At 71.4% G+C, this 23,401-nt stretch carries 15 protein-coding genes; 10 read left to right on the forward strand and 5 right to left on the reverse strand.

Translation table 11 applies throughout. From position 1 onward, the window contains the following. Positions 1 to 33: 33 nt before the first annotated feature. Positions 34 to 879, reverse strand: a complete 846-nt coding sequence (locus ACU6RU_RS02760; protein WP_446725838.1) for an alpha/beta fold hydrolase — start codon at positions 877 to 879, stop codon at positions 34 to 36. A gap of 83 nt (positions 880 to 962) precedes the next feature. Here ACU6RU_RS02760 and ACU6RU_RS02765 point away from each other — a divergent pair, with 83 nt between their 5' ends. Together ACU6RU_RS02765 and ACU6RU_RS02770 are read left to right on the forward strand one after the other, a co-directional pair. Beyond that, positions 963 to 1,421: a MarR family winged helix-turn-helix transcriptional regulator gene (locus ACU6RU_RS02765; RefSeq protein WP_120263524.1), complete on the forward strand. Its 459-nt coding sequence runs from the start codon at positions 963 to 965 to the stop codon at positions 1,419 to 1,421. An 8-nt stretch (positions 1,422 to 1,429) separates the two neighbouring features. Beyond that, positions 1,430 to 2,764, forward strand: a complete 1,335-nt coding sequence (locus tag ACU6RU_RS02770) for an MFS transporter (RefSeq protein ID WP_446725839.1) — start codon at positions 1,430 to 1,432, stop codon at positions 2,762 to 2,764. A gap of 40 nt (positions 2,765 to 2,804) precedes the next feature. Here the strand turns inward: ACU6RU_RS02770 and ACU6RU_RS02775 are convergent, their stop codons facing one another. The 3 genes from ACU6RU_RS02775 to ACU6RU_RS02785 all read right to left on the reverse strand — a co-directional run bounded on the left by ACU6RU_RS02775 (position 2,805) and on the right by ACU6RU_RS02785 (position 8,933). Continuing rightward, positions 2,805 to 5,681, reverse strand: coding sequence for a rhamnogalacturonan lyase (locus tag ACU6RU_RS02775; protein ID WP_446725840.1), 2,877 nt, complete (start codon positions 5,679 to 5,681; stop codon positions 2,805 to 2,807). 172 nt (positions 5,682 to 5,853) lie between these two features. Further along, positions 5,854 to 8,277, reverse strand: a complete 2,424-nt coding sequence (locus ACU6RU_RS02780; protein WP_446725841.1) for a glycoside hydrolase family 2 TIM barrel-domain containing protein — start codon at positions 8,275 to 8,277, stop codon at positions 5,854 to 5,856. After that, a complete protein-coding gene (locus ACU6RU_RS02785) occupies positions 8,274 to 8,933 on the reverse strand; it encodes a TetR family transcriptional regulator (protein ID WP_220700900.1) in 660 nt (219 codons plus the stop codon). The genes ACU6RU_RS02780 and ACU6RU_RS02785 overlap by 4 nt, the downstream gene beginning before the upstream one ends. 183 nt (positions 8,934 to 9,116) lie before the next feature. Here ACU6RU_RS02785 and ACU6RU_RS02790 point away from each other — a divergent pair, with 183 nt between their 5' ends. The 8 genes from ACU6RU_RS02790 (at position 9,117) to ACU6RU_RS02825 (ending at position 22,576) form a co-directional block, all read left to right on the forward strand. Next, a complete protein-coding gene (locus ACU6RU_RS02790) occupies positions 9,117 to 10,646 on the forward strand; it encodes an ABC transporter substrate-binding protein (RefSeq protein WP_446725842.1) in 1,530 nt (509 codons plus the stop codon). A gap of 67 nt (positions 10,647 to 10,713) precedes the next feature. Beyond that, positions 10,714 to 11,655 (forward strand): ABC transporter permease, encoded by a 942-nt coding sequence (locus tag ACU6RU_RS02795; RefSeq protein WP_120263529.1) that lies wholly within the window; start codon positions 10,714 to 10,716, stop codon positions 11,653 to 11,655. Further along, positions 11,652 to 13,517: a dipeptide/oligopeptide/nickel ABC transporter permease/ATP-binding protein gene (locus ACU6RU_RS02800; protein WP_289330835.1), complete on the forward strand. Its 1,866-nt coding sequence runs from the start codon at positions 11,652 to 11,654 to the stop codon at positions 13,515 to 13,517. The genes ACU6RU_RS02795 and ACU6RU_RS02800 overlap by 4 nt, the downstream gene beginning before the upstream one ends. Beyond that, a complete protein-coding gene (locus tag ACU6RU_RS02805; RefSeq protein WP_446725843.1) occupies positions 13,514 to 14,362 on the forward strand; it encodes an ATP-binding cassette domain-containing protein in 849 nt (282 codons plus the stop codon). The genes ACU6RU_RS02800 and ACU6RU_RS02805 overlap by 4 nt, the downstream gene beginning before the upstream one ends. 198 nt (positions 14,363 to 14,560) lie before the next feature. Further along, positions 14,561 to 16,846 (forward strand): glycoside hydrolase family 3 protein, encoded by a 2,286-nt coding sequence (locus tag ACU6RU_RS02810; RefSeq protein WP_446725990.1) that lies wholly within the window; start codon positions 14,561 to 14,563, stop codon positions 16,844 to 16,846. Further along, positions 16,843 to 17,988: a serine hydrolase domain-containing protein gene (locus ACU6RU_RS02815; RefSeq protein WP_289330834.1), complete on the forward strand. Its 1,146-nt coding sequence runs from the start codon at positions 16,843 to 16,845 to the stop codon at positions 17,986 to 17,988. The genes ACU6RU_RS02810 and ACU6RU_RS02815 overlap by 4 nt, the downstream gene beginning before the upstream one ends. Beyond that, positions 17,985 to 20,762, forward strand: a complete 2,778-nt coding sequence (locus ACU6RU_RS02820) for a family 78 glycoside hydrolase catalytic domain (RefSeq protein WP_446725844.1) — start codon at positions 17,985 to 17,987, stop codon at positions 20,760 to 20,762. Before ACU6RU_RS02815 ends, ACU6RU_RS02820 begins: the two co-directional genes overlap by 4 nt. Positions 20,763 to 20,818: 56 nt before the next feature. Next, positions 20,819 to 22,576: a DUF5605 domain-containing protein gene (locus ACU6RU_RS02825; protein WP_446725845.1), complete on the forward strand. Its 1,758-nt coding sequence runs from the start codon at positions 20,819 to 20,821 to the stop codon at positions 22,574 to 22,576. Positions 22,577 to 22,669: 93 nt separating this feature from the next. On the opposite strand, the gene ACU6RU_RS02830 is transcribed toward ACU6RU_RS02825, so the two are convergent. Then, entirely contained in the window at positions 22,670 to 23,386 is a 717-nt protein-coding gene (locus ACU6RU_RS02830; protein WP_120264417.1) for a FadR/GntR family transcriptional regulator, read from the reverse strand. Positions 23,387 to 23,401 lie beyond the last annotated feature (15 nt).

Consider the following 23,401-nt stretch of genomic DNA (forward strand, 5'->3'; position numbering starts at 1 on the left):
CGTCGGGCCCGTCGTCACCCTGCTTCCCGCGGCTCAGTGCCGCGGGAAGCGGGCGTCGAGCCAGGCGAGCAGATCCGCCTGCACGTCGGCCCGCACCGCCTCGTTGAAGATCTCGTGACGAGCTCCCGGGTACACCAGCGTCGTCACGTCCGTCAGCCCCGAGCGGGTGCGATAAGCGTCGGCGAGACGGTGCACGCTTCGCGGGCCGCCCACCGTGTCGTCGCGGCCGACCATCAGCAGCACCGGGACGTCGACCCCGAGGTCGCGGCGGGGGCGGCCGATGAGCTTGAGCGTCTCGAGCGGCCCGAACAGGCGCGGCAACGGCGTCGTCGTGGTGAGCGGATCGTCGAGGAAGTCCCGCTGGACCGCGGCATCCGTGCTCAGCCACTCCACGCCGGTCGCACCCGGAGCCTTCCACGGCGCGTTGAGGTCGCCTGAGTTCAACGAACCCGGCCACCGCAGCGCCGACCCCGACAGGACGAGTCCCGCGTAGGCGTCGGGGCGATCGTCGAACAGCATCTGGGCGAGGAACGATCCCCACGAGTGGCCGAGGAGCACGATGGGCGCCCCGGGATGGTCGCGCTCGATGATGCAGGTCAGCTCGGCGCACGAATCGCGCGCGGCGTGCAGCCCACCGCGACCCAGGCGGCCCAGCTTGCGCGGGTCGCCGTGCTGGCGGATGCCGGTGCGTCCGTGCCCGCGGTGGTCGTCGGCGTAGACGGTGAAGCCGGCGGCCGCGAGCACCCCCGCGAGCTCGGCATACCGGCCCGCGTGCTCGCCGACGCCGTGCAGCAGCTGCACGACCGCCCGCTGCTCGCCCTGCGCGGGATGGATGTCGTAGACGATCGCGACCCCGTGCGCGTCGGTGAACTCGGGCATGCGGCGAGTCTACGTTTTCGGTCATCGCCTTCCGGACACCCCTGACCGTTAGCAAAACTAATGAGCTAAGCTAAACATCACAGATGAGCACCTCTTCCCCCGCCTCCGCCCCGCCGCCCGCCATCGATCTCGCGCACGACGCGACCGACCTCCGCATGGCGACGTTCCGCCTCGCGCGCCGGCTCCGCGCCCAGCGCGCCGTGGACTCGATGAGCGACGGGCAGTTCGCCGTGCTCGCGAACCTCCACGTGCACGGACCGCACACGCTCGGCGAGCTCGCCGACCGCGAGCGCGTGTCGGCACCGTCGATGAACCGCACCGTCAACCACCTCGAAGAACTCGGGTACCTGACCCGGACACCCGACGACGGCGACCGCCGCAAGGTCAACATCGCCCTCACCGACGAGGGCCGCACCGTGGTCATCGAGACGACCCGCCGCCGCGACTCCTGGCTCGAGCACGCACTGGAGGAGCTCGAGCCGGCCGACCGCGAGACCCTCGCCGCCGCGGCCGTCATCATGCGGGCGGTGGCCGACCGATGAGCTCCGCGATGTTCCGCTCGTTCTCGGTGTTCAACTACCGGGTCTGGTTCTTCGGCGCGCTCGTGTCCAACGTCGGCGCCTGGATGCAGGCGACTGCACTCAGCTGGGTCGTGCTCACCGGGCTGACCGATAACGACGCCGGCGCGATGGGCGTCACGATGGCGCTGCAGTTCGCCCCACCGCTGCTGCTCGTCGGCGTCACGGGATGGGTCGCCGACCGCTTCGACAGGCGCCGCCTGCTCGTGGTCACTCAGAGCTCGCTCATGCTCGTCGGGCTCGTCATCGGCACACTGCTGCTCACGGGCGTCATGACCCTCCCGCTCATGTACGTCTTCGCGTTCACGCTCGGGATGATCTCGGCTTTCGACAACCCGGCGCGCCAGGCCTTCGTGTCCGACATCGTCGCCCGCGAGATCGCGGCCAACGCGGTGGCGCTCAACGCGGCATCCTTCAACGGCGCCCGCATGATCGGTCCCGCCGCGGCGGGCATCGTGATCGTCGCCGTCGGAACCGGCTGGGTCTTCTTCATCAACGCGGCGACCTTCCTCGCGATGATCGTCGCCCTGTTCCTCATCCGCCCCGGCGAGCTCATCCCACGTGCGACCGCCGCGGGCGCGGCGCGCCTCGCCGACGGCTTCCGCTACGTCAAGGGCCGCCCCGACCTCATCGTCACCTTCGCGATGGTGTTCCTTCTCGGCGCGTTCGGCATGAACTTCCCGATCTTCGCCTCGACGATGGCGATCGAGTTCGGGCGCGACGCCGACGGCTACGGGCTCCTCAGCTCGATCCTCGCGATCGGGTCGCTCGCGGGGGCACTGATGGCGGCGCGACGCGAGCGGGCACGCATCCGCGTCGTGATCTTCGGCGCCGGCCTCTTCGCGGTCGCCGCGGCGGTGTCGGCCTTCATGCCGAACTACTGGCTGTACGCGGTGACCCTGATGTTCACCGGCTTCGCGGTCGTGACCACCCTGACGACGGCGAACGGGTACGTGCAGACCACGACCGACCCCGCCCTGCGCGGCCGCGTGCTCGCGCTGTACATGGCGATCCTCATGGGCGGCACGCCCATCGGTGCGCCCATCGTCGGGTGGGTGGCCGATCAGTTCGGGCCGAGGGCGGCCATCGGCCTCGGCGCCGTCGCCGCTCTCGTCGCCTTCGGCGTCGGCGTGACGTGGATGCTCGTCTCCGGACGCGTGCACCGCTCAAGCTCGCGCCGATTCGCGCTCTCACTCGATGAGACGCGACCGATCTCGGTCGTGGCACCCGAGGAGTTCAGCGACGAGGTCGCCGGCACCACGCCGATCGCCCTGCCCGACCCGGCCGCCGACCGGCCCCGCCGCTGACCTGCAGATGTAGCGGAGCATCGCGTCCGAGCGGGCCGTTTCAGCACATCCGGGCGAGGTACGGCACCGTGTAGGTGGCGTGGTAGCCGACCCCGTCGAGCCACTGGTACGCCGTCACGGTCGCCGACCCCGGCACGAGCGAGTCGCGGCCCGAGTCGAACAGGCGGTAGGCGGCACCGTCGGCGGGGACCTTCTGCTGTGCGTGGTCGCTGCCGACCGCCGCGAGCCGCACGTCGATCGGCGACCCCGCCTGGTTGGCCGCGTGCACCGCAACGTGCACCGCGCCGTTCACGCACTGCGACCGGGCACTGACGCGGAGAGGCACGGGCTGCCCCTCGCGCACGACCGCGGCCGCCGACGGCTGCGACGCCACCGCCGAGCCGTAGCGCCCCGCGGGGGTGACCGTCGCCGACCACTCCCCCGCCGGCACCTGCGCGAAGCGCGCCACGCGGGCATCGGCACCGACCTGCTGCTCGATCACCTCACCCGCCGCCGAGCGGAGGATGACGCTGAAGCCGGTGGCCGGGTCCCCGGCATCCGTCGTCTTCCAGGTGACGTTCACCCGGGCCGAGTCGACACCGATGCCCGGCGCCGCGACCGGCGCAGGAGCCGGCCGCAGCGGCACGCCGCCGAAGTCCATGCCCGAAGCCAGGTGGAAACCGGTGTAGCTCGGCTGGTTGTATGTCGTCTGCTGCCGCGCGACCTCGGCGCGATACTGCGGATCGTGCATCAGCGTGTACAGCTTGTGCTGGGTGACCTCGGTCGAGACGTACACCCGCAGCGCCGACGAGTCGGCCGTGCGCACGACGAGCTCCTCGCGCCAGTCGCCCAACACGTCGGCCACGAGCCCGGGGTTGCCCTTCGTGCCGTTGTTGGCGAGGGTTCCGGATGCCGTCAGCACCGTGCCCCGGGTCCAGTCATCGATCGTCGGGGTCGCGTCGCCGCTCCCGTTCACGATCTGCGTCGTGAGATCACCGGCCCACCGGATCGAGGCGTTGGTGCCGGGCGTCGCCGCCGAGAGCACCTCGCCCTGCGCCGTCAGCAGGCCCGAGGCATCCGTTCCGCCGGGCATGCTCGACCAGACCTCCATGCCGGGGACGTCGGGGCGGACGTCGCCGATCATGCCGCGCCCGGTGTCGCGACCCGAGTAGGCGCCGAAGATGACCTCGCCGGTGGCGGCATCCCGCAGCGCCGTTCCGTACGGCGCATACGCCCCGCCCTCGTGAACGGTGAAGATCTCCAGGCCCGGCCGGGTGGGGTCGATGTCGGCGACGTGCATCGCGTCACCGTGACCGAGTCGCGCGACCTCGCCCGGCGTCGCCGAGCCCTCGGGCATCTCGGCGAAGGAGCTGTAGAGCAGGCTCCCGTCGTCGTCGAGGGTCGCCGAGCCATAGACGATCTCGTGGCGGCCGTCGCCGTCGACATCCGCCGCCGAGAGGCTGTGGAAGCCCTGGGTCGTGATCGAGCCGTATACGGGATCGGCGCCGTCGACTCCGTGCGGGCCGTCGTTGAACGGGTTGCTCATCGGCGCGTGGCCGCTGTCGACGAACCAGCGCTTGACGAGATTCTCGCCGTCCCAGTCGTAGGTCGCGATCGTCGTGCGCGTGTAGTAGCCGCGGGCGAACACCGCCGACGGACGCTCGCCGTCGAGGTAGGCGACGCCGGCGAGGAACCGGTCGACCCGGTTGCCGGGCTCGATGCGCGCCATCGCATAGTCACCCCAGAGCAGGCCGTCGTCGCCGCGATCCGGCTCGTACCGGACGGTCTGCAGCTCGGCTCCGCTCTCGCCGTCGAACACGGTGAGGTACTCGGGTCCGTCGAGGATGAACCCCTCGAAGTCCCGCAGGGCGTTGCGGGCGCTGCGGCTCGGGGCGTACACGTCGATGAAGTGGTCGACGAGAGCACGGGCGTCGGCATCCGACAGCGGGTAGTCGTAGCGCGGCTCGATGCCGAAGGCCTCTTCGAGCGTGGCGGGCCACTGTCCCGAGACGACCTCGTCGCGCGTCGACCACCCGCGGAACATCTCCGCGAGGTGGTCGGCGTAGTCGGCCGCGCTCATCCGGTAGTCGTCGGTGTGCGCGTACCCGGCCGCGATGTCTTCGCGCGGCAGCGTGACGTACTGCTCCGAGGCGATCGAGCCGTCGTCGGCGTAAGTGATCGATTTCGTCCCGGGCGCGGTCTTGAGCATCGTCTCCGAGCGACCGTCGCCGTCGAAGTCGTACACGAGGAACTGCGTGTAGTGCGCGCCGGCGCGGATGTTCGGACCGAGGTCGAGCCGATTCAGCAGGCGCCCCTCCAGGCTGTAGGTGTCGATGTAGACCCCGCCGGTGTACCCGACCTGCGAGACGTCCTTGGAGTTCGAGGGATCCCACTTCACGATGAACTCGTAGCGCCCGTCGCCGTCGACATCGCCGACCGAGACGTCGTTCGCCGAGTAGGTGTACTCCTCGCCGGCCGGCGTCACGCCGCCCGCGGGCGGCTGCAGCGCGACGTCGAGGAAGCCCCCGTCCATCGCGATCGCGGCATCGCTCGCGGCCGCCTCGACGCCCGCCGCCACCGGCGCCACACGGTAGACGGATGTCGCCGTACCGGCCTCGTCGCGGTAGTTCGTGCTGTCGGTGACGGTGGCGATCGGCTCGTCGTCACGGTAGACGACGAAGTCGGTGCCGGTGAGGCCGGTCTCGCCTGCACCGCTGGCCTCGCCCGCGAGGAGGCGCCAGCTGAGGAAGACGCCGTCGTCTGTCGCCACGGCGACGAGGCCGCGGTCGAGGGCCTCGAGTCGGGGCACGGGTGCGGACGGCGACGCCTCTGCTCCCGCGGCGGGCAGCGTCGCGACGCCCCCGACGGTGAGGGTCGCCGTGGCGAGCGTCCCCGCGGCGAGGCCCGCGAGCAGCGTGGAGCGGAGTCTGTTCTTCATTGAATCGATCCCATCGGAATGCGCTTTCCTGCGTTCCGACGAGCCTAAGCGCCCGCTCCCCTCTCGCCGATGAGTTCTCTCTCATCCCCCGCATCCCGGCTCTCCGCGCCCGAGGGTGCGCATCCGCACGGTCTGGACCCGCCGGCACCGTGCATTCGCGCACCCTCGCGGCTCATAACGGGGAGGGGGCCACCTCGAACTCGAGGGTCGCGGGGACATGGCCGGGGGCGGATGCCGTGACGGCGACCGTCCCGGTTCCGGTGGGCTTGACGACCGCGAGCAGGCGACCGTCGAAGGTCGTGAAGACCGGACCCGCGTACGACTCCTCGCTGTCGGTCCGCCCGGAGCCGATGCCCGCCAGCACCCCGGCGCCGGTCACCTCGACCGTCACCGGGACATCGCGGTCGCACACCACGGTGCCCGCGTCGTCCTCGAGCGTCAGCGCGACGAACGCGAGCCCGTCACGGCCCACGACCTCGTCCTCCGCGCGCGCGACCAGCGAGACCGGCCCCGCGGTGCGCAGCGCGTGTCGCCCGACCTCCGCACCTCCGCGGCGCGCGACGGCGACGAGGCGCCCCGGTCGATAGCGGGTCTCGAATCGCGCGAGGAACGCCTTCTCGCGGCCCACCGGCTCGACGCCGACGCTCTCGTCGTCGAGGAGCAGCTCGACCTCGTCGGCATCGGCGTACACATCGACGGTGACGGGTGCGCCGGAGGCGGCATCCCACGACCACGACGCCACCGTGTCGGTCCACGACCACGGCGTCGTCGCGGTCGGGCGGCCGTGGTGCTGCGGACGGTGCACGGCGATGTACGGGTCGCGGCGCAGCCCGTAGACGATCTCGCGGTAGTACGAGATCGGTCGGCGGAAGCCGGTGATGTCGATGTCGCCGCACCCGGCGAGCCGGTAGGGGTAGGGGCCGGCCGTGCCCGTGGGCGCGTAGCCGGGCTCGTCGGTGTAGTCGACGCGTCCGATACCGGCTTCGCCGAGGTAGTCCCATCCGGTCCAGGTGAAGTCGCCGATGACGTGCGGCAGCTCGCGGACGAGGCCCCACATCACATCGATCCGCTCGGGGAACGTCTCCGACCCGACGATGACGCGGTTCGGATGTTCGAGGGCGTCCTGCCGGTAGCGCGAGTCGGCGTAGTTGAACCCGACCACGTCGAGCACCGCCGCAGACTCCTCGATCGACGCGCTCACGAGCGGCGAGGCGTTCATGAGCCCCATCTGCTCGCCCATGTCGGCCATCATCGTGTTCGCGTCGGGGACCTGGTCACGCGCCTCGGCCATGCGGTCGAGGTTCGCGATGATGCCGTTGATCCCGTTCGTGACGAAACGACTCGGGTCGAGCTCGCGCACCCGCTCGGCGAGCCGCCGGCTCCAGGTCGCGCCGAGCGGCGTGGCGAGCTCGAGGATCTCGTTGCCGATCGAGTACATGACGACGCTCGGGTGGTTGCGATCCTTCGCGACGAGTGCGGCGATGTCGTCGTGCCAGCGCTCGGCGAACGTGATCGTCGCGTCGAAGGGGGCTTTCGATCGGGTCCAGGCGTCGGTGAGCTCGTCCATGACGAGCATGCCGTGCCGGTCGCACGCCGCGAGCATCGCGCGGCTCATCGGGTTGTGGGCGCTGCGCAGGGCGGTGAATCCCGCTTGCTTGAGCAGGCGGACGCGCCGGTCCTCGGCCGCGGGCTCGGTCGCCGCCCCGAGCATCCCGTTGTCGTGGTGCACGCACGCCCCGCGCAGGTCGATCGAGCGGCCGTTCAGGCGCAGCCCGTGCCGCGGGTCGAGCTGCAACGAGCGGATGCCGAAGTCGGCGACGTCGTCGTCGAGGTGCGCACCGTCTGCGGAGGTCAGCCTGCTGTGGAGGCGGTAGAGCTCGGGGGTCTCGACATCCCAGCGCCGGGGCGCGTCGACCACCAGTCGCGCCCGCGCCACCGCGCGCTCGCCCGGCAGCACCGTGACGGGCGACTCCCCGCGCGCGACGTCCGCTCCGTCGGGTGCGGTGATGTGCCAGCTCACGCGCGTGAGCGCAGTGTGCCGGGTCGTGTTCGCGACCTCCGTCGCGACGGCGACGACCGCGCGCTCGTCGTCGATATCGGGGGTCTCCACGCGCACCCCGTCGAGCGGGATGTGCACGGGGTCGGCCACGACGAGATGGACCGGACGGTAGATCCCGGCGCCCGAGTACCACCGCGAATCGCGATGCGCGCGCGCCTCGACGCTGATGCGGTTGACGGCGCCGAAGCGGAGGAAGGGATCGAGCACGACCGAGAAGCCGGCGTAGCCGCCTGCCTCGTGGGCGACGAAGGCGCCGTCGACGAAGACCACCGCATCGCGATAGACGCCCTCGAACTCGAGCATGACCGTGCGCGAGCGCCAGTCGTCGGGCACGTCGAGCGAGCGTGCATACTCGAACACGCCGCCCGGGGTGTATCCGGTGTGCACGCCCTGCAGTTCGTCGGGTGAGCGCGGCAGATCGCGCAGCGCATCGTGCGGCAGGGTCACCGCGACGGGAGCGCGGCCCTCCGCGGCCGACTCGAACGGGCCGAGCTTGGGGCCGACGGTCCACCCGTCGTGCAGCGGCATCCGGATCATGCGGGCGGCTCCTCGTCGCGTTCGACCGACCAGTCGATGTCGACGAAACTCGCGAACAAGGCGCGCAGCTCGCCCGCCATGTCCAACGCGTCGCGGTCGAGCAGCCATTGCACCTGCAACCCGTCCATGAGGGCGACGACCGTGATCGCCGCCCGGCGAGGGGTCATTCCGTGCCGCAGGCGCCCTTGGTCGCGCAGGCTCCGGAACGACCGCTCGATGTTGCCGCGGGTGTACTCGTAGCGCCGGACGAAGTAGGCATGGGCGGGATGGTCGGATGCCGTCGCCTCGGCCGACAGGGTCGTGTAGAGCTCCACGACGCCGGGCGTCGAGGCATTGTGAGCCGCGAGGAAGACCAGTCCGCGCAGCACCTCGGCCCCATCCTCCGACTCGATCGGCACCAGCGCCCGCGCGCGGGCGTCGCGCTCTTCGAGCACCGCTTCCAGCAGCGCGCTCTTGTTGCGGAAATGGTGCAGCAGCCCGGCCTCGCTCATGCCGACGCGCATCGCGATGTCGCGGAGCGATCCGGCCCGGTACCCCGATTGCGAGAACACCTCGAGAGCGGCATCCAGGATCGCCTGGCGGGTGGCTTCGGTCTTCGCGTACGAGCCGCGCCGTCGACGGCGCTCAGGCGTCGTCGTGTCGGTCGTCGTCATCATCGTCCATCTGTCCGTGGTCGCCCTCGTCGGCGAACGGACGCCAGTCTGCCCGCTCGAATAACGAAAACCTAGCGATCGGTAGAAATTCGTTTCAAAAATCTAGTCACCGCTCGGATTTGGTGCTAGCGTCCACGGCCAGGGCGATCCACCGGGGTATCGCCTCTCCCGAGAAAAGGACCAAAGATGTTCCGATGGAAGGCCACAGCAGCCCTCACGGTCGTCGCCGCACTCGCTCTGGCGGGGTGCGCGGGGACGGACGAAGGATCCGGCGGCGGTGACAGCGGTCGCGCCGATCGACTCACCCTCACGGCGATCGCCGCTCCCACCAGCTACGACATCGGCCAGGGCGCGGAATGGGGCAACCGCAGCCCGTTCTTCCAGGCCGTCTTCGACACGCTCCTGTCGAAGGACTCCTCCGGTGAGACCCAGCCCTGGCTCGCCACCGAATGGTCGTACAACGACGACAACACGGTGCTGACCCTGACGCTCCGCGAAGGCGTGAAGTTCACCGACGGCACCGACCTCGACGCCGCGGCCGTGGTCTCGAGCCTCGAGCACTTCCGCGACGGCACCGCCCCGCAGGCCGCCACCCTCGCCGGCAAGGAGTTCGCCGCCGTCGACGCGACCACGGTCACGATCACGCAGGAGGCACCCGACCCGTCGCTGATCAACCTCCTCTCGATCGCCCCGGGCCTGATCCAGGCGCCGTCGACCTTCGACGACCCCGACTCGGCGACCGACCCGATCGGCTCGGGCGCGTACATCCTCGACACCGCCTCGTCGGTCACCGGCACCACGTACAACTACACCGCCAACCCCGACTACTGGAACGCCGACGCGGTCAAGTACGACAACCTCACGATCAACGTCCTCGAAGACGTCACCGCCACCGTCAACGCCGTGCGCGCGGGCGAGGCGAACGGCGCGAAGATCGCCGACAACAACACGATCTCCGAGGTGGAGGGCGCCGGCTGGACGATCGAGTCGAACGAACTCGACTTCCAGGGCCTGCTGCTGCTCGACCGTGCCGGCACGATGGCCCCGGAGCTGGCCGACGTGAAGGTGCGCCAGGCGATCAACATGGCCTTCGATCGCGAGGCGCTGCTGGCGTCGCTGCAGAGCGGCTACGGCACCGTCACCGAGCAGGTGTTCCCCGAGACCTCCGTCGCGTACGACGCCGCTCTCGACACCACGTACCCGTACGACCCTGATGCCGCCAAGGACCTCCTCGCCGAGGCGGGCTACCCCGACGGCTTCACGCTCAACATGATGTCGACCCCGGCCTTCCAGACCACCTTCGACCTCGTCGCCCAGCAGCTGTCCGACATCGGGATCACGGTGAACTACACCGACCCGGGCACCGGCAACTTCATCACCGACATGCTGGCGCCGAAGTACCCCGCCACCTGGATGGCCCTCGAGCAGAACCCCGACTGGCAGCTGATCAACTTCATGGTCGGCCCCGACGCGACATTCAACCCCTTCACGTACCAGGACCCGACGGTCGACGGCTACATCCAGACCGTGCAGTTCGGAACGCCCGAGGAGTCGGACCAGGCCCTCAAGGACCTCAACAAGTACCTGGTCGACCAGGCGTGGTTCGCGCCGTTCTTCCGGGTGCAGGGCACGTTCGCCACCGACGCGAACACGAACCTCGAGTTCTGGCCCACCAACGCCTACCCGTCGATCTTCGACTTCTCGCCGAAGAACTGACCGCACCCCCTCGGACCGGGCGGGTCGTCTCCGCCCGGTCCGAGGGCTCCACCTTCGGGAAGGCATCATGCTCACATTCATCCTGCGCCGCCTGATCTCGGGCGTCGTGCTGATCGCGGTGATCTCGTTCCTCGCGTTCGTCCTCCTCTACGCCGGCGGCGGCGACATCGCCCGCCGCATCCTCGGTGAGAACGCGACCGCCGAGACCGTCGCGAAGAAGACCGAGGAACTCGGTCTGAACCGCCCCCTCCTCGTCCAGTACGGCGACTGGGTCGTCTCCGCTCTCTCGGGCAACCTCGGCCGCAGCTGGTTCACGGGCGAGCTGGTCTCCGTGAGCGTCAGCGGACGCCTCGCGGTCACGCTGTCGCTCGTCCTGGGCGCGACCATCGTCTCCGCCATCCTCGCCGTCGTCCTGGGCGTCCTCGCCGCGCGTCGCGGCGGCATCGTCGACGGGGCCGTGCAGTTGCTCTCGCTCGTCGGCTTCGCCGTGCCGGGCTTCCTCATCGCCCTGCTGCTCGTGCTCGTCTTCGCGATCAACCTCGGGTGGTTCAAGGCGACCGGCTACGTGCCCATCACGACGTCGCCGACCGGCTGGCTCGCCTCGGTGACCCTGCCCGTGGTCGCCCTCTCGTTGGGCGCGATCGCGACGGTCGCCGCCCAGGTGCGCGGCTCGGTCATCGACGCCATGTCGCGCGACTACGTCCGCACGCTCCGCTCGCGCGGCCTCGGCATGCGCTCGGTCATCTACAAGCACGTCCTCCGCAACGCCGGCGGACCCGCGCTCGCCGTCCTGGCCGTGCAGTTCGTGGGCCTCCTCGGCGGCGCGGTCGTGGTCGAGCAGATCTTCGCCATCCCCGGCATGGGGCAGCTGAGCGTCCGCTCCACCACCCTCGGCGACGTCCCCGTCGTCATGGGTCTCGTGATCGCCTTCGCGATCATCGTCGTCATCGTGAACCTCCTGATCGACCTCGCCCAGGCCGCTCTGAACCCGAAGGTGAGACTGTCATGACCGCCGTCGACGTCCCTCCCGCCGTCCCGATCGCCCCCGTGCGGGTGAATCTGTTCCGCCGCCTGTTGAAGAAGCCTCTCGGGGTCGTCTCGGCGCTGTTCCTGCTGCTGGTCGGCGTCATCGCGATCATCGGCCCCGCGATCGCACCGCAGGACCCCAATTTCGCCGACATCCGCAGCATCCTGGCCCCGCCCGGCGCCGCACACCTGCTCGGCACCGACGGCAGTGGCCGTGACGTGCTGTCGCGACTGCTCGCCGCGACGCAGACGAGCGTCGCCGCCGCCCTCATCGCGGTCGTCGTGGCCGTCGTGCTGGGCGTCGTCAGCGGCCTCATCGCCGGTTACTACCAAGGCTGGTTCAACACCGTCGCCACCTGGGTGACGGAGCTGAACATGGCGCTGCCCGGCATCGTCGTCCTGCTCGCGGCGCGCGCCGTGCTCGGCCCGTCGGTGTGGATCTCGATGCTGATCTTCGGCATCCTGCTCGCCCCCGCGTTCTTCCGGCTCGTCTACGCGGCGGTCACGGCGGTACGCGGCGAGCTGTACGTCGACGCCGCCCGCGTCTCTGGTCTCGGGGACGGCCGCATCATCGGCCGCCACGTCCTCGCGGTCGTCCGGGCGCCCATCATCATCCAGGGCGCGATCATCTCGGGCATCGCCCTGGCGATCCAGTCGGGCCTGGAGTTCCTCGGTCTCGGCGACGTCAACGTGCCGACGTGGGGGTCGATGCTGACCGACGGCTTCAAGAACATCTACAAGACGCCCGTCCTGATGATCTGGCCCTCGCTCGCGATCGCCCTGACGTGCATCGCGCTGACCCTGCTCGCCAACGTCATGCGCGACGAGCTCGAGCGCACCGTCACCGTCCGCCGCAAGCGTCGTCGTGCTGTCACCACCGCGACCGGCTCGGTCGCAGCCGTCACCACCTCGGTGTCGACCGGGGGCGGCGAGCCCATCGAAGACCTCGACGAGCTGCCGGTCGTCGAGGGCACCGGCGTCATCGTCCACCCGGAGGACGCGCGCAGCAAGGCGACCGAGCGCGTGCTCGAGATCCGCGACCTGCATGTCGGCTACGACCAGCCCGACGGCTCGCACATCGAGGTGGTGCACGGCGTCTCGCTCGACATCCGCAAGGGCGAGGTGCACGGGCTCATCGGCGAGTCGGGCTCGGGCAAGACGCAGACCGCCTTCGGCGTGCTGGGTCTCCTCCCCCGCGGCGGCCGGGTGACCGACGGGTCGATCCGCTACGAGGGCATCGAGCTCGCCGACGCCTCCGACCGGGTCTATGCGGGGGTTCGCGGCAAGCGCATCGGCTACATCCCGCAGGAGCCGATGAGCAACCTCGACCCCGCCTTCACGATCGGCAGCCAGCTCGTCGAGCCCCTGCGCGCGACGCTCGGCCTGTCGAAGAAGGATGCGACCGAGCGCTCGCTCGACCTGCTCGCCCGCGTCGGCATCCCCCAGCCCAAGCGCACGTTCGACGCCTACCCCTTCGAGGTGTCGGGCGGAATGGCGCAGCGCGTGCTGATCGCCGGGGCGGTCTCGACCGATCCCGACCTGATCATCGCCGACGAGCCGACGACCGCTCTCGACGTCACGGTACAGGCCGAGGTGCTCGATCTGCTCCGCGACCTGCAGGCGGAGCGTCACATGGCGATGCTGCTCGTCACGCACAACTTCGGCGTCGTCGCCGATCTGTGCGACCGCGTCACGGTCATGCAGAACGGGCGCTTCGTCGAGCAGGGCCCGGTGCGCTCGATCTTCCGCGACGCACGTCATCCGTACACCCGAGCGCTGCTCGACGCGATCCTCGACGAGGGTCCCGCCCGCCCGGCGCTGGTCACGAAGGGAGCGAGCGCATGACCGCTCCGCTGCTCGAGGTCTCCGACCTCGTCGTCGAGTACCCCGGCAAGGGGTTCCGAGCCGAACCGTTCCGCGCCCTCAAGGGGGTCTCGCTCGACATCCTCCCGGGCGAGACCGTCGGGCTCGTGGGCGAGTCGGGTTCGGGAAAGACCACCCTCGGTCGCGCCGCGCTGGGGCTCGCCCCCGTCACCGAAGGCTCGATCGTCTTCGACGGACGCGACATCTCGCACCTCTCCCGGCGTGAGCGGCGCCCCCTCAGCGCCGACATCCAGGTGGTCTTCCAAGACCCGTACTCGTCGCTGAACCCCTCGATGACGATCGAGCAGATCCTCACCGAGCCGCTCACGGCCGCCGGCGTCGGCACGCGCGAGGCCCGCGACCGGGTCCGCGAGCTGCTCGACCAGGTGGGCCTCCCCGGTGATGCGCGCAGCCGCCTGCCGCGGGAGTTCTCGGGCGGTCAGCGTCAGCGCGTCGCGATCGCCCGTGCGCTCGCACTGCGCCCCCGCCTGATCGTCTGCGACGAGCCGGTCTCGGCGCTCGACCTGTCGACGCAGGCCCGCGTTCTCGACCTCTTCATCGAGATCCAGGAGCGCACCGGGGTGGCCTACCTCTTCGTGACGCACGACCTCGCGGTCGTCCGACACGTGAGCCACCGCGTCGCGGTGATGTACCGCGGCGAGATCGTCGAATCGGGCGACGCCGACCGGGTCACCGCACGGCCGGAGCACCCGTACACGCAGCGCCTGTTCATGGCCGCGCCCGTTCCCGACCCCGATCGGCAGGAGGAGCGTCGCGCCGCCCGACGCACGTTCCTCGCGTCGGAGGCCGCGCGCGGCGCAGCCTGAACGGATGCCGGGGCTCCCGTTCCGGCGCCCCGGCATCCCCCTCCCACCACCCCCCTCTCGCTTGGAGTCCCCGTGACCGCGTCCACCGACCACCTCCGTCCCCTGCTCGACCGCCTCACCCTCGAGGACAAGGCCGCCCTCGTGCAGGGCGCCGACTTCTGGACGACGGTGCCGCTGCCCGGGATCGGGCTGCGGGCGATGACCCTCTCGGACGGACCCGCGGGTGTGCGGGGCCCCCGTTGGGACGAGCGCGACCCGTCGCTGAACCTGCCCTCCGGCTCCGCGCTCGCGGCGTCGTGGGACGCCGACCTCGCCTACCGGTACGGCGCGGCCTCGGCGTCGGAGGCCCGCCGGAAGGACGTCGACGTCGTGCTCGGCCCGACCATCAACCTCCACCGCTCCCCGCTCGGCGGACGTCACTTCGAGTGCCTGTCGGAGGACCCCGAGCTCACCGGCGAGCTCGGCGCCGCGTACGTGCGCGGCCTGCAGGACAACGGGGTCGCCGCGACGCCGAAGCACTACGTCGCCAACGACTCCGAGACCGACCGCTTCACCGTCGACGTGCAGGTCGACGCCCGCGCGCTGCGCGAGCTCTACCTCGCCCCCTTCGAGCGCACGGTCGCGGATGCGGGCGCCTGGGCCCTCATGAGCTCCTACAACTCCGTCGACGGCGTCACGATGACCGAGAACGACCTGCTCGAGAACCCGCTGAACTCCGAGTGGGGCTTCGACGGCGTCGTCATCAGCGACTGGACCGCCGTGCGCTCGCTCGGTGCCGTCCCCGCGGCGCAGGACCTCGCGATGCCGGGCCCCGCGCCGGCGTACGCCGACCTCGTCGCCGCGGTGCGCGAGGGGCGGGTCGACGAGGCCGACCTCGACCGCAAGGTGCTGCGCATCCTGCTGCTCGCCGAGCGGGTCGGCGCCCTGGGCGACAGCGCCCCGCGCGAGACGGCCGCCGTCGACGGCGTCGCGTTCGCACGGGAGGCCGCCGTCGCCGGGACCGTGCTGCTCCGCAACGACGGGACGCTGCCGCTCGATGCGGACGTCCTCCGTCGGGTCGCCGTCATCGGCCAGAACGCCCGGGATGCGCGGACGCAGGGCGGCGGCTCGGCGACGGTGGTGCCCGAGCGCGTCAGCTCGCCGCTCGATGCGCTCCGCGAGACCCTCCCGGGCGCCGAGGTGCGCTTCGAGATCGGCGCCGTCGTGCAGGAGGGCGTCGCAGAGCTGCCGCTGTCGCAGCTGACGAACCCGGTGACGGGTGAGCCGGGCATGCGCGTGAGCTTCCTCGACGCCGCCGGCACCGAGATCTTCGCCGAAGACCGCCGCTCGACCGCCCTCGTGTGGTTCGGCGGCGGCGCCCCGATCGCGGAGAGCTCGACGATCGTCTACGAGGCGCGCCTCACCCCGGCCGAGTCCGGCGAGATCGAGCTCGGTTTCGCCGGGGCGAACCCCGGCCGTCTCTTCGTCGACGGCGAGCTGCGCCTCGACGACGCGCCCGTGCTGACCGGCACCGACCTCGGCGCGGCGTTCCTGAACCCGCCCTCGCTCACGGCGCCGGTCACGGTGACGGCGGGCACCCCCGTCGACATCCGGGTGGAGTTCGCCCGGGCGGGCAACGGTGCGATCGCCGGCGCCTTCTCGGCCACGGTCGGCGTCGCGCCCGAACGCACCGACCCCGACGAGCTGATCGCCCGCGCGGTCGACGCCGCGGCCGCGGCCGAGGTCGCGATCGTCGTCGTCGGCACGAACTCCAAGGTCGAGTCCGAGGGCTACGACCGCGTCGACCTCGACCTTCCCGGCCGCCAGGACGACCTCGTGCGAGCGGTCGCGGCCACGGGCACCCCGACGATCGTCATCGTCAACGCGGGGTCGCCGGTCGCGCTGCCGTGGGCCGGTGAGGTCGCCGCCGTGCTGCAGGGATACTTCGGCGGCCAAGAGTTCGGCCACGCCCTCGCCGACATCGTCACCGGCGCAGCCGAGCCCGGCGGGCGCCTCCCCACGACGTGGCCCGCCGCCCTGTCGGACGTCCCCGTCGTCGAGGTGACCCCGACCGACGGCGTGCTGCGGTACGACGAGGGCATCCACATCGGATACCGGGCCTGGCTGCGCGACGACGTCGAGCCCGCCTTCGTGTTCGGGCACGGGCTCGGCTATACGACCTGGCGATGGGATGCCGCCGAGCGACGCGACGACGCGCTCGCGGTGACCCTCACCAACACCGGCGATCGCGCGGGCAAGCAGGTCGTGCAGGTCTACGCCGAGCGGGCGGGCTCCGCCGTCGACCGGCCGGTGCGGTGGCTGGTCGGCTTCGCCGTCGCGCGTGCCGAGGCCGGCCAGACCGTGACGGTCGAGATCGCGGTCGACCCGCGCCGCCTCGCGTACTGGGACGGCGCCTGGGTCGTAGAGCCCGGCACCTATACCCTGCACACGGGAGCGTCCGTGGCCGAGCTCCCGCTCACCGCCGAGTGGGAGGTTCCCGCATGACCACCGAATCGATCACCGAGCTGACCGGCAGCCTCCGCGGGCACGCCGACGATCGCCTGACCGACGTCGTGACCGACCTCGAGGGGCTGCTCGCCGCGGACCCCGACCTGTCGTTCCAGGTCGCGGCGATACACCGAGGCCGCACGGTGCTCGACGCCTGGGGCGGCCCGCACCTCGACGGCGACTCCGTCATGGTGCCGTACTCGGTGACCAAGAACACGATCGGGCTCTCGATCGGCCTGCTCGTCGAACGCGGCGAGATCGACCTCGACGAGCGCGTCGCGCACTACTGGCCCGAGTTCGCGGCGAAGGGCAAGGCGGCGGTCACCGTCCGCCAGCTGCTGTCGCATCAGGCCGGGCTCCCGCAGACCGACGATCCGCTCACGTGGGACGAGCTGCTCGACCACCACGCCGCCGCCGCGCGGCTGGCGGAATCGACACCGTTCTGGCACCCCGGCAGCGCATTCGGGTACCACGCGATCACGATCGGCAGCCTCGGCGACGAGCTGGTCTACCGCGTGACCGGCCGAACTCTCCACGAGTTCTACGAGACCGAGATCCGGGCGCCGCACGCGATCGAGTTCCACCTCGGGCTCCCCACTGAGCTCGAGCACCGCCGGGTGGACGTGCTGCCGATGATCCGACCGGTGTCCGACACCGCCGAGCGGTCGTCGTCGACGCTCGGCCCGAAGGTGTTCGCCCCCGCGGCGGGCGGCATCGACCTCGCCAACTCGCCGCGCAGCTGGCGCTACGGGCATCCCGCCGGCAGCGGCACCGGCTCGGCCCGCGGTCTGGCCCGCCTGTTCGCCGCCATGGTCACGGGGGTCGACGGCGCCGCGCCGGCGCTCGGCCCCGAGACCGTGGCCGCGATCGGGCAGCAGCAGATCCGCGGCTACGACGAAGTGCTCCATCAGCACGACCGCGCACACGCCATCGTCTTCCAGAAGCCGTCGCAGCAGCTCGCCTTCGGCGGTCCTCGCGCGTTCGGGCACGACGGGGCCGCAGGCGCGCTCGCCTGCGTCGACCCCGACACCGGGCTCGCCTTCGCCTGGACGATCGCCCGCGGTCCCTGGCCGGGCGGCGCCGATCCGCGTGCGGTGGCTCTGGCGGCCCGGCTCGGCCGCATCCTGGGCGACGCATGAGCGCCGCCGTCGCGACGCTGCGCGCCGAACTGCGCGACGACACGGCGTTCGTCGCAACGCCCACCCCGCGACTGAGCTGGACGGTCGGAACGGACGAGCCCGATTGGATGCAGCGCCGGGCCGAGATCGACGACGGCTCGGGCCCGGTCGCCCTCGAGTACGACGAGAGCGCGCTCGTGCCGTGGCCGTTCACCCCGCTCGCCCCGGGCGAGACGCGACGCGTGCGCATCCGGGTCGAAGGCATGTCGGGCACGGCGACGCCCTGGAGCGATGACCTCGTCGTCACCGCGGGCTTCCTCGGCGACGACGAATGGGTCGCCGAGCCGATCGGGCTCGCCGACCCGGAGCGCCCGGCGCAGCCCGCCGTCGTCCGTACGAGGTTCCGGCCGGCCCGCCCGGTCTCGCGCGCGATCCTCTTCTGGACGGCGCTCGGATCGGCTGAGCCCGAGATCAACGGCAGCGCCGTCTCGGACGAGGTGCTCGCGCCGGGATGGACCGCCTACCGCGATCGCCTGGTGCACGAGACCGTCGATGTCACGGCCCTGATCCGCGACGGTGACAACGAGCTCTCCGCGACGCTCGCGGGCGCCTGGTACACCGAGAAGTACGGGTTCTTCGCGTTCGCCGACCGCCTCTACGGCGACCAGCCGTCGTTCCTCGCACAGCTGCGGGTGACCTACGACGACGGCACGAGCGAGACCCTCGCCGCGACCAGTGCAGGATGGGAGGCGGCGGGCGACGGCCCGGTCGTCGGCTCCGGCATCTACGCCGGCGAGCACCAGGACCTCGCACGCGCCGCGACGGAGTTCTCGCCGGCGAGGGTCGGCGCCGCGGCCCGCCCCGATTACGAGAACGTCCCGACGCCCGAGGCTCGCATCGCACCGCCGGTGCGCCGCACCCAGACGCTCCCGGTGGCCGAGGTGCTCACCGCACCTTCGGGCGGCCGCATCCTCGACTTCGGCCAGAATCTCGTCGGCCGGCTCCGCCTGCGCGTGCGCGGCCGGGCCGGGCAGCGCGTCGTCGTCCGCCACGCCGAAGTACTCGAGCACGGCGAGCTCGCCCTGCGGCCGCTGCGCAACGCCGCCGCGACCGCGACGTTCGACCTCACCGGCGACGACGATGTGCTCGAGTCGCGCTTCACCTTCTACGGATTCCGCTACGCAGAGGTCACCGGCGCCGACGTCGACCCGGCCGACATCGAGGCCGTCGTCCTGCACACCGACATGACGCGCACCGGGTGGTTCTCCTCGTCGGACCCGCTGATCGACCGACTGCACGAGAACGTCGTGTGGGGGATGCGCGGCAACTTCCTCTCGATACCGACCGACTGTCCGCAGCGCGACGAGCGCCTGGGCTGGACCGGCGATCTGCAGGTCTTCGCGCCGACGGCATCCTTCCTCTACGACTGCGCCGGATTCCTGACGTCGTGGCTGCGCGACCTCGCCCACGAGCAGCGCCGCAGCGGCGGCTCGGTCCCCGTCGTCGTCCCCGCCGCTCTCACGACCTTCGGGGCGTTCGGGGTGAGCCCGGCGGCCTGGGGCGATGCCGCGACGGTGGTGCCCACCGTGATGCACGAGCGCTTCGGCGACCGCGACGTCGTCGCCGCGCAGTACCCGAGCATGCGCTCGTGGGTCGACGCGGTGGCAGCGGATGCGGGCGAGAGCGGGCTGTGGGCCGGACGCATGCAGCTGGGCGACTGGCTCGACCCTTCCGCTCCCCCCGACAAGCCGGGCCAGGCGAAGGTCGACTCCGACATCGTCGCGAGCGCCTACTTCGCCCGGTCGCTGCGGCTGGTCGCCGACGCGGCCCGCCTGCTCGGGTTCGACGCGGATGCCGCGCATTACGGGGCGCTCGCGGAGCGCAGCCGCGCGGCCTTCGTCGCGGAGTACGTCACCCCGGCCGGCCGGATGGTCAGCGACGCCCCGACCGCATACGCGCTCGCACTCGAGTTCGACCTCGTCGTCGACCATGAGGCGCGGGCGGCACTTGCGACCCGACTGGCCGACCTCGTCCGCGAAGGCGGCTACCGCATCGGCACCGGATTCGTGGGCACACCGCTGGTCGCCGACGCCCTCACCGAGGGTGGGCGGTTGGATGCCGCCGAGCGCCTGCTGACGCAGACGCAGTGCCCGTCATGGCTGTACCCGGTCACGCAGGGCGCGACGACCGTCTGGGAACGCTGGGACTCGCTGCTGCCCGACGGCAGTGTCAACCCGGGCGAGATGACCTCGTTCAACCACTACGCGCTCGGCGCCGTCGCCGACTGGCTGCACCGGACCGTCGCAGGCCTGGCCCCGGCGGCCCCCGGTTACCGGCGGCTGCGGATCGCGCCGCGCCCGCTGCGTTCGCTCGACCACGCCGCGGCGCGACACCTCACGCCGTACGGCGAGGCGAGCGTGGCGTGGCGCCGCGCGGGCGGAGAGATCGTGGTCACCGCGACCGTGCCGCCGAGCACCCGCGCCGACGTCGACCTGCCGGGGCTGCGCGCCGAAGTCGGATCGGGGACGCACGAGTGGCGATTCACGGCCGAGAGCCCGACGGCGCTCCCCCCGCTCGACGGGCTGAGCGCCTCGCTCGCCGACGTCATCGACGACCCACGGGCGTACGACGCTCTGCTCGGCACGCTGGACCAGCACGCCCCCGACCGGGTGCCGGCCGTGCGCGACGAGACCCGCTGGGGTTCGGGCCGCACGGTGAGCTCGGTGCTCATGTTCAGCCCGCCCGACCTCCTCACGGCGGTCGACTCCGCGATCCGCGACGCCACCGCGTCCTGACCCGCCCGTCACCGCACACCCTTCACCGCATACCCTTCACCGCCCAGGAGGCATGAATGTTCGACCGCGCCACGACCTTCGGCGAAGCCCTCGACGACCCCGCCGCCCGCGCCATCCTCGAGCGGTACATGCCCGGTGTCGCGGCCTCGCCGATGGCGACGCAGTTCCGGGGTGGACGTCTCGGCCAGCTCGTCGCGATCGTGCCGGCGCTCGAGAACCTCGACGAGCGCGAACGCTTCTTCGCCGCCCTCGCCGAAGTCGGGACCGGGGCGGCCCGCCCGCCGTACGCGCCCGCGATCGACCCCGACCCGTCATACGAGGGCGCCGAGGTCGCGCGGGGGTCGGCGACGGTCGAGGTGCCCGCGAGCGCGGCGCTGTGGGATCCGATCGAGATCCGGCTCACCGGACCCGCCCACGGCAATCCGTTCGTCGACGTCGAGGTCGACGCGGTCTTCGAGCGGGGCGGTGCCGAGGTGCGGGTCGGCGGCTTCTACGACGGCGACGGCGTCTACATCATCCGCGCCCTCGCCGACACGCTCGGAGCCTGGAGCTTCCGCACCCGCTCGACCGCACGTTCACTCGACGGCGTCACCGGCGGGCTCGAGGTCGTCGCGGCACGCGCGGGCTCGCACGGCCCGGTGCGCGTCGACGGCTTCCACTTCCGGCACGCCGACGGCACCCGGCACCGTCCGCTCGGCACGACCGCGTACGCCTGGACGCACCAGCCCGACGCCCTGCAGGAACAGACCCTCGCGACGCTCGCCGCCACGTCGTTCGCGAAGCTGCGCATGTGCGTCTTCCCGAAGTCGTACCTGTACAACAGCGACGAGCCCGCGGATTTCCCCTTCGCGGGGAGCCTGGCCGAGGGGTTCGACCTCGAGCGTTTCGACCCCGCGCACTTCCGCCGCCTCGAGAAGCGGATCACTCAGCTCGCCGAACTCGGCATCGAGGCCGACATCATCCTGTTCCACGCCTACGACAGGTGGGGCTTCGCCGACCTCGGACCCGCCGTCGACGAGCGGTACCTGCGCTATGTCGTGCGGCGCCTGTCGGGCTACGCGAACGTGTGGTGGTCGATGGCGAACGAGTACGACCTGCTGTGGTCGAAGGACCTCGACGACTGGGAGCGGCTCGCCGCGGTCGTCGGCGAGGAGGACGCATTCGGCCACCTCAACTCGATCCACAACTGCCGTCCCGTCTACGACTACGACAAGCCCTGGATCACGCATGTGAGCATCCAGCGCGTCGACGTGTACCGCACAGCCGAGAACACCGACCAGTGGCGCGAGCAGTGGGGCAAGCCCGTCGTCATCGACGAGTGCGCCTACGAGGGCGACATCGACCAGGGCTGGGGCAACATCACGGGCGAGGAGATGACGCGGCGCTTCTGGGAAGGAGCGGTGCGCGGCGGCTACGTCGGCCACGGCGAGACCTACTACCCGCCGGCGCACGGCCGCGACGACGAGGTCCTCTGGTGGTCCAAGGGCGGTGAGCTGCACGGCTCGTCCCCCGACCGGATCGCGTTCCTCGAACGACTCCAGGCCGAGTCGCCGACCGGCGTCTGGGATCCCCTGCCGAGCGACTGGGACGTTCCGTGGGGCGGCGTCGCCGGGGCCGTGAAGATCGGCTACTTCGGCTTCAACCGCCCGCGGTTCCGCAACGTCATCCTCGACGAGGGCGCATGGCGGGTCGAGGTCGTCGACACGTGGAACATGACCGTCGAGCCGGTGCCCGGCGAGCATCGCGGCCAGCTGCGCGTCGAGCTTCCCGGCCGGCCCTACATGGGCATCCGCCTCACCCGCGTCGCCGACTGACCCGCGACCCGCGTGGGCCAACCCGCGAGGTCCCAGTTCAGCCGGGTATGGCGTCCGGATAACCGGCCGAAGTGGGACCTCGCGCCCCAGGGATCAGGGGGCGATGCGGCGGGCGGCCGTCGCCATATGCGCGGCCATCGCCGATGCGGCGGCGTCCTCGTCGCCCGCCGCCACGGCACGGGCGATCACCTCGTGCTCGGCGAGCGCACGACGGGCCTGCTCGTCGTCGTGCACCGCGCGGTCGGCGTAGACCTGCAGCAGTGACCGGACGACGTGCAGCAGATCGATGAGCATCGCGTTGCCCGCGATGCGTGCGAGCTCGTGGTGGAATGCCAGATCGGCACGGGCGAACGCGCCGAGGTCGCCCAGCGTCGACCGCATCCGTTCGACGTGCGCTTCGAGATCGCCAGAACCGGCGGCGGCCGCCGCCAGACGGGCGACGTAGATCTCCAGTCCCGACCGGAGCTCGATCAGCTCGTGCGTGTTCCGCTCGCCGATGAGCAATCCCCACCGCAGCGTCTGCGGCAGCAGCTCGCTCGCCGCGCCGCGCAGGTACGTTCCCGAGCCGGGGCGCACGTCGACGATCCCGAGGATCTCGAGGGCGGCGAGCGCCTCGCGCACGGCGGACCGCCCGACCTCGAGGGTCGCGGCCAGCTGCCGCTCCGGCGGCAGCCGCGTGCCCGGGGCGACATCGCCCGAGGTGAACAGGTCGAGCAGGCGTCGCGCGACCTCCGAGACGGGTGTGCGCGCCGGGAGCGCTGCGAGGGATGCCGCGAGGTCGGGCGATCCGTCGGAGCGATAGGCGGGCATGACGACAAACCTACC

The organism is Microbacterium sp. F1-18, assembly GCF_052921305.1.

Coding starts and splice junctions, on each gene's coding strand:
- ACU6RU_RS02760 (WP_446725838.1), bottom strand. CDS start 879: ATGCCCGAGTTCACCGACGCGCACGGGGTCGCGATCGTCTACGACATC.
- ACU6RU_RS02765 (WP_120263524.1), top strand. CDS start 963: ATGAGCACCTCTTCCCCCGCCTCCGCCCCGCCGCCCGCCATCGATCTC.
- ACU6RU_RS02770 (WP_446725839.1), top strand. CDS start 1,430: ATGTTCCGCTCGTTCTCGGTGTTCAACTACCGGGTCTGGTTCTTCGGC.
- ACU6RU_RS02775 (WP_446725840.1), bottom strand. CDS start 5,681: ATGAAGAACAGACTCCGCTCCACGCTGCTCGCGGGCCTCGCCGCGGGG.
- ACU6RU_RS02780 (WP_446725841.1), bottom strand. CDS start 8,277: ATGATCCGGATGCCGCTGCACGACGGGTGGACCGTCGGCCCCAAGCTC.
- ACU6RU_RS02785 (WP_220700900.1), bottom strand. CDS start 8,933: ATGATGACGACGACCGACACGACGACGCCTGAGCGCCGTCGACGGCGC.
- ACU6RU_RS02790 (WP_446725842.1), top strand. CDS start 9,117: ATGTTCCGATGGAAGGCCACAGCAGCCCTCACGGTCGTCGCCGCACTC.
- ACU6RU_RS02795 (WP_120263529.1), top strand. CDS start 10,714: ATGCTCACATTCATCCTGCGCCGCCTGATCTCGGGCGTCGTGCTGATC.
- ACU6RU_RS02800 (WP_289330835.1), top strand. CDS start 11,652: ATGACCGCCGTCGACGTCCCTCCCGCCGTCCCGATCGCCCCCGTGCGG.
- ACU6RU_RS02805 (WP_446725843.1), top strand. CDS start 13,514: ATGACCGCTCCGCTGCTCGAGGTCTCCGACCTCGTCGTCGAGTACCCC.
- ACU6RU_RS02810 (WP_446725990.1), top strand. CDS start 14,561: ATGACCCTCTCGGACGGACCCGCGGGTGTGCGGGGCCCCCGTTGGGAC.
- ACU6RU_RS02815 (WP_289330834.1), top strand. CDS start 16,843: ATGACCACCGAATCGATCACCGAGCTGACCGGCAGCCTCCGCGGGCAC.
- ACU6RU_RS02820 (WP_446725844.1), top strand. CDS start 17,985: ATGAGCGCCGCCGTCGCGACGCTGCGCGCCGAACTGCGCGACGACACG.
- ACU6RU_RS02825 (WP_446725845.1), top strand. CDS start 20,819: ATGTTCGACCGCGCCACGACCTTCGGCGAAGCCCTCGACGACCCCGCC.
- ACU6RU_RS02830 (WP_120264417.1), bottom strand. CDS start 23,386: ATGCCCGCCTATCGCTCCGACGGATCGCCCGACCTCGCGGCATCCCTC.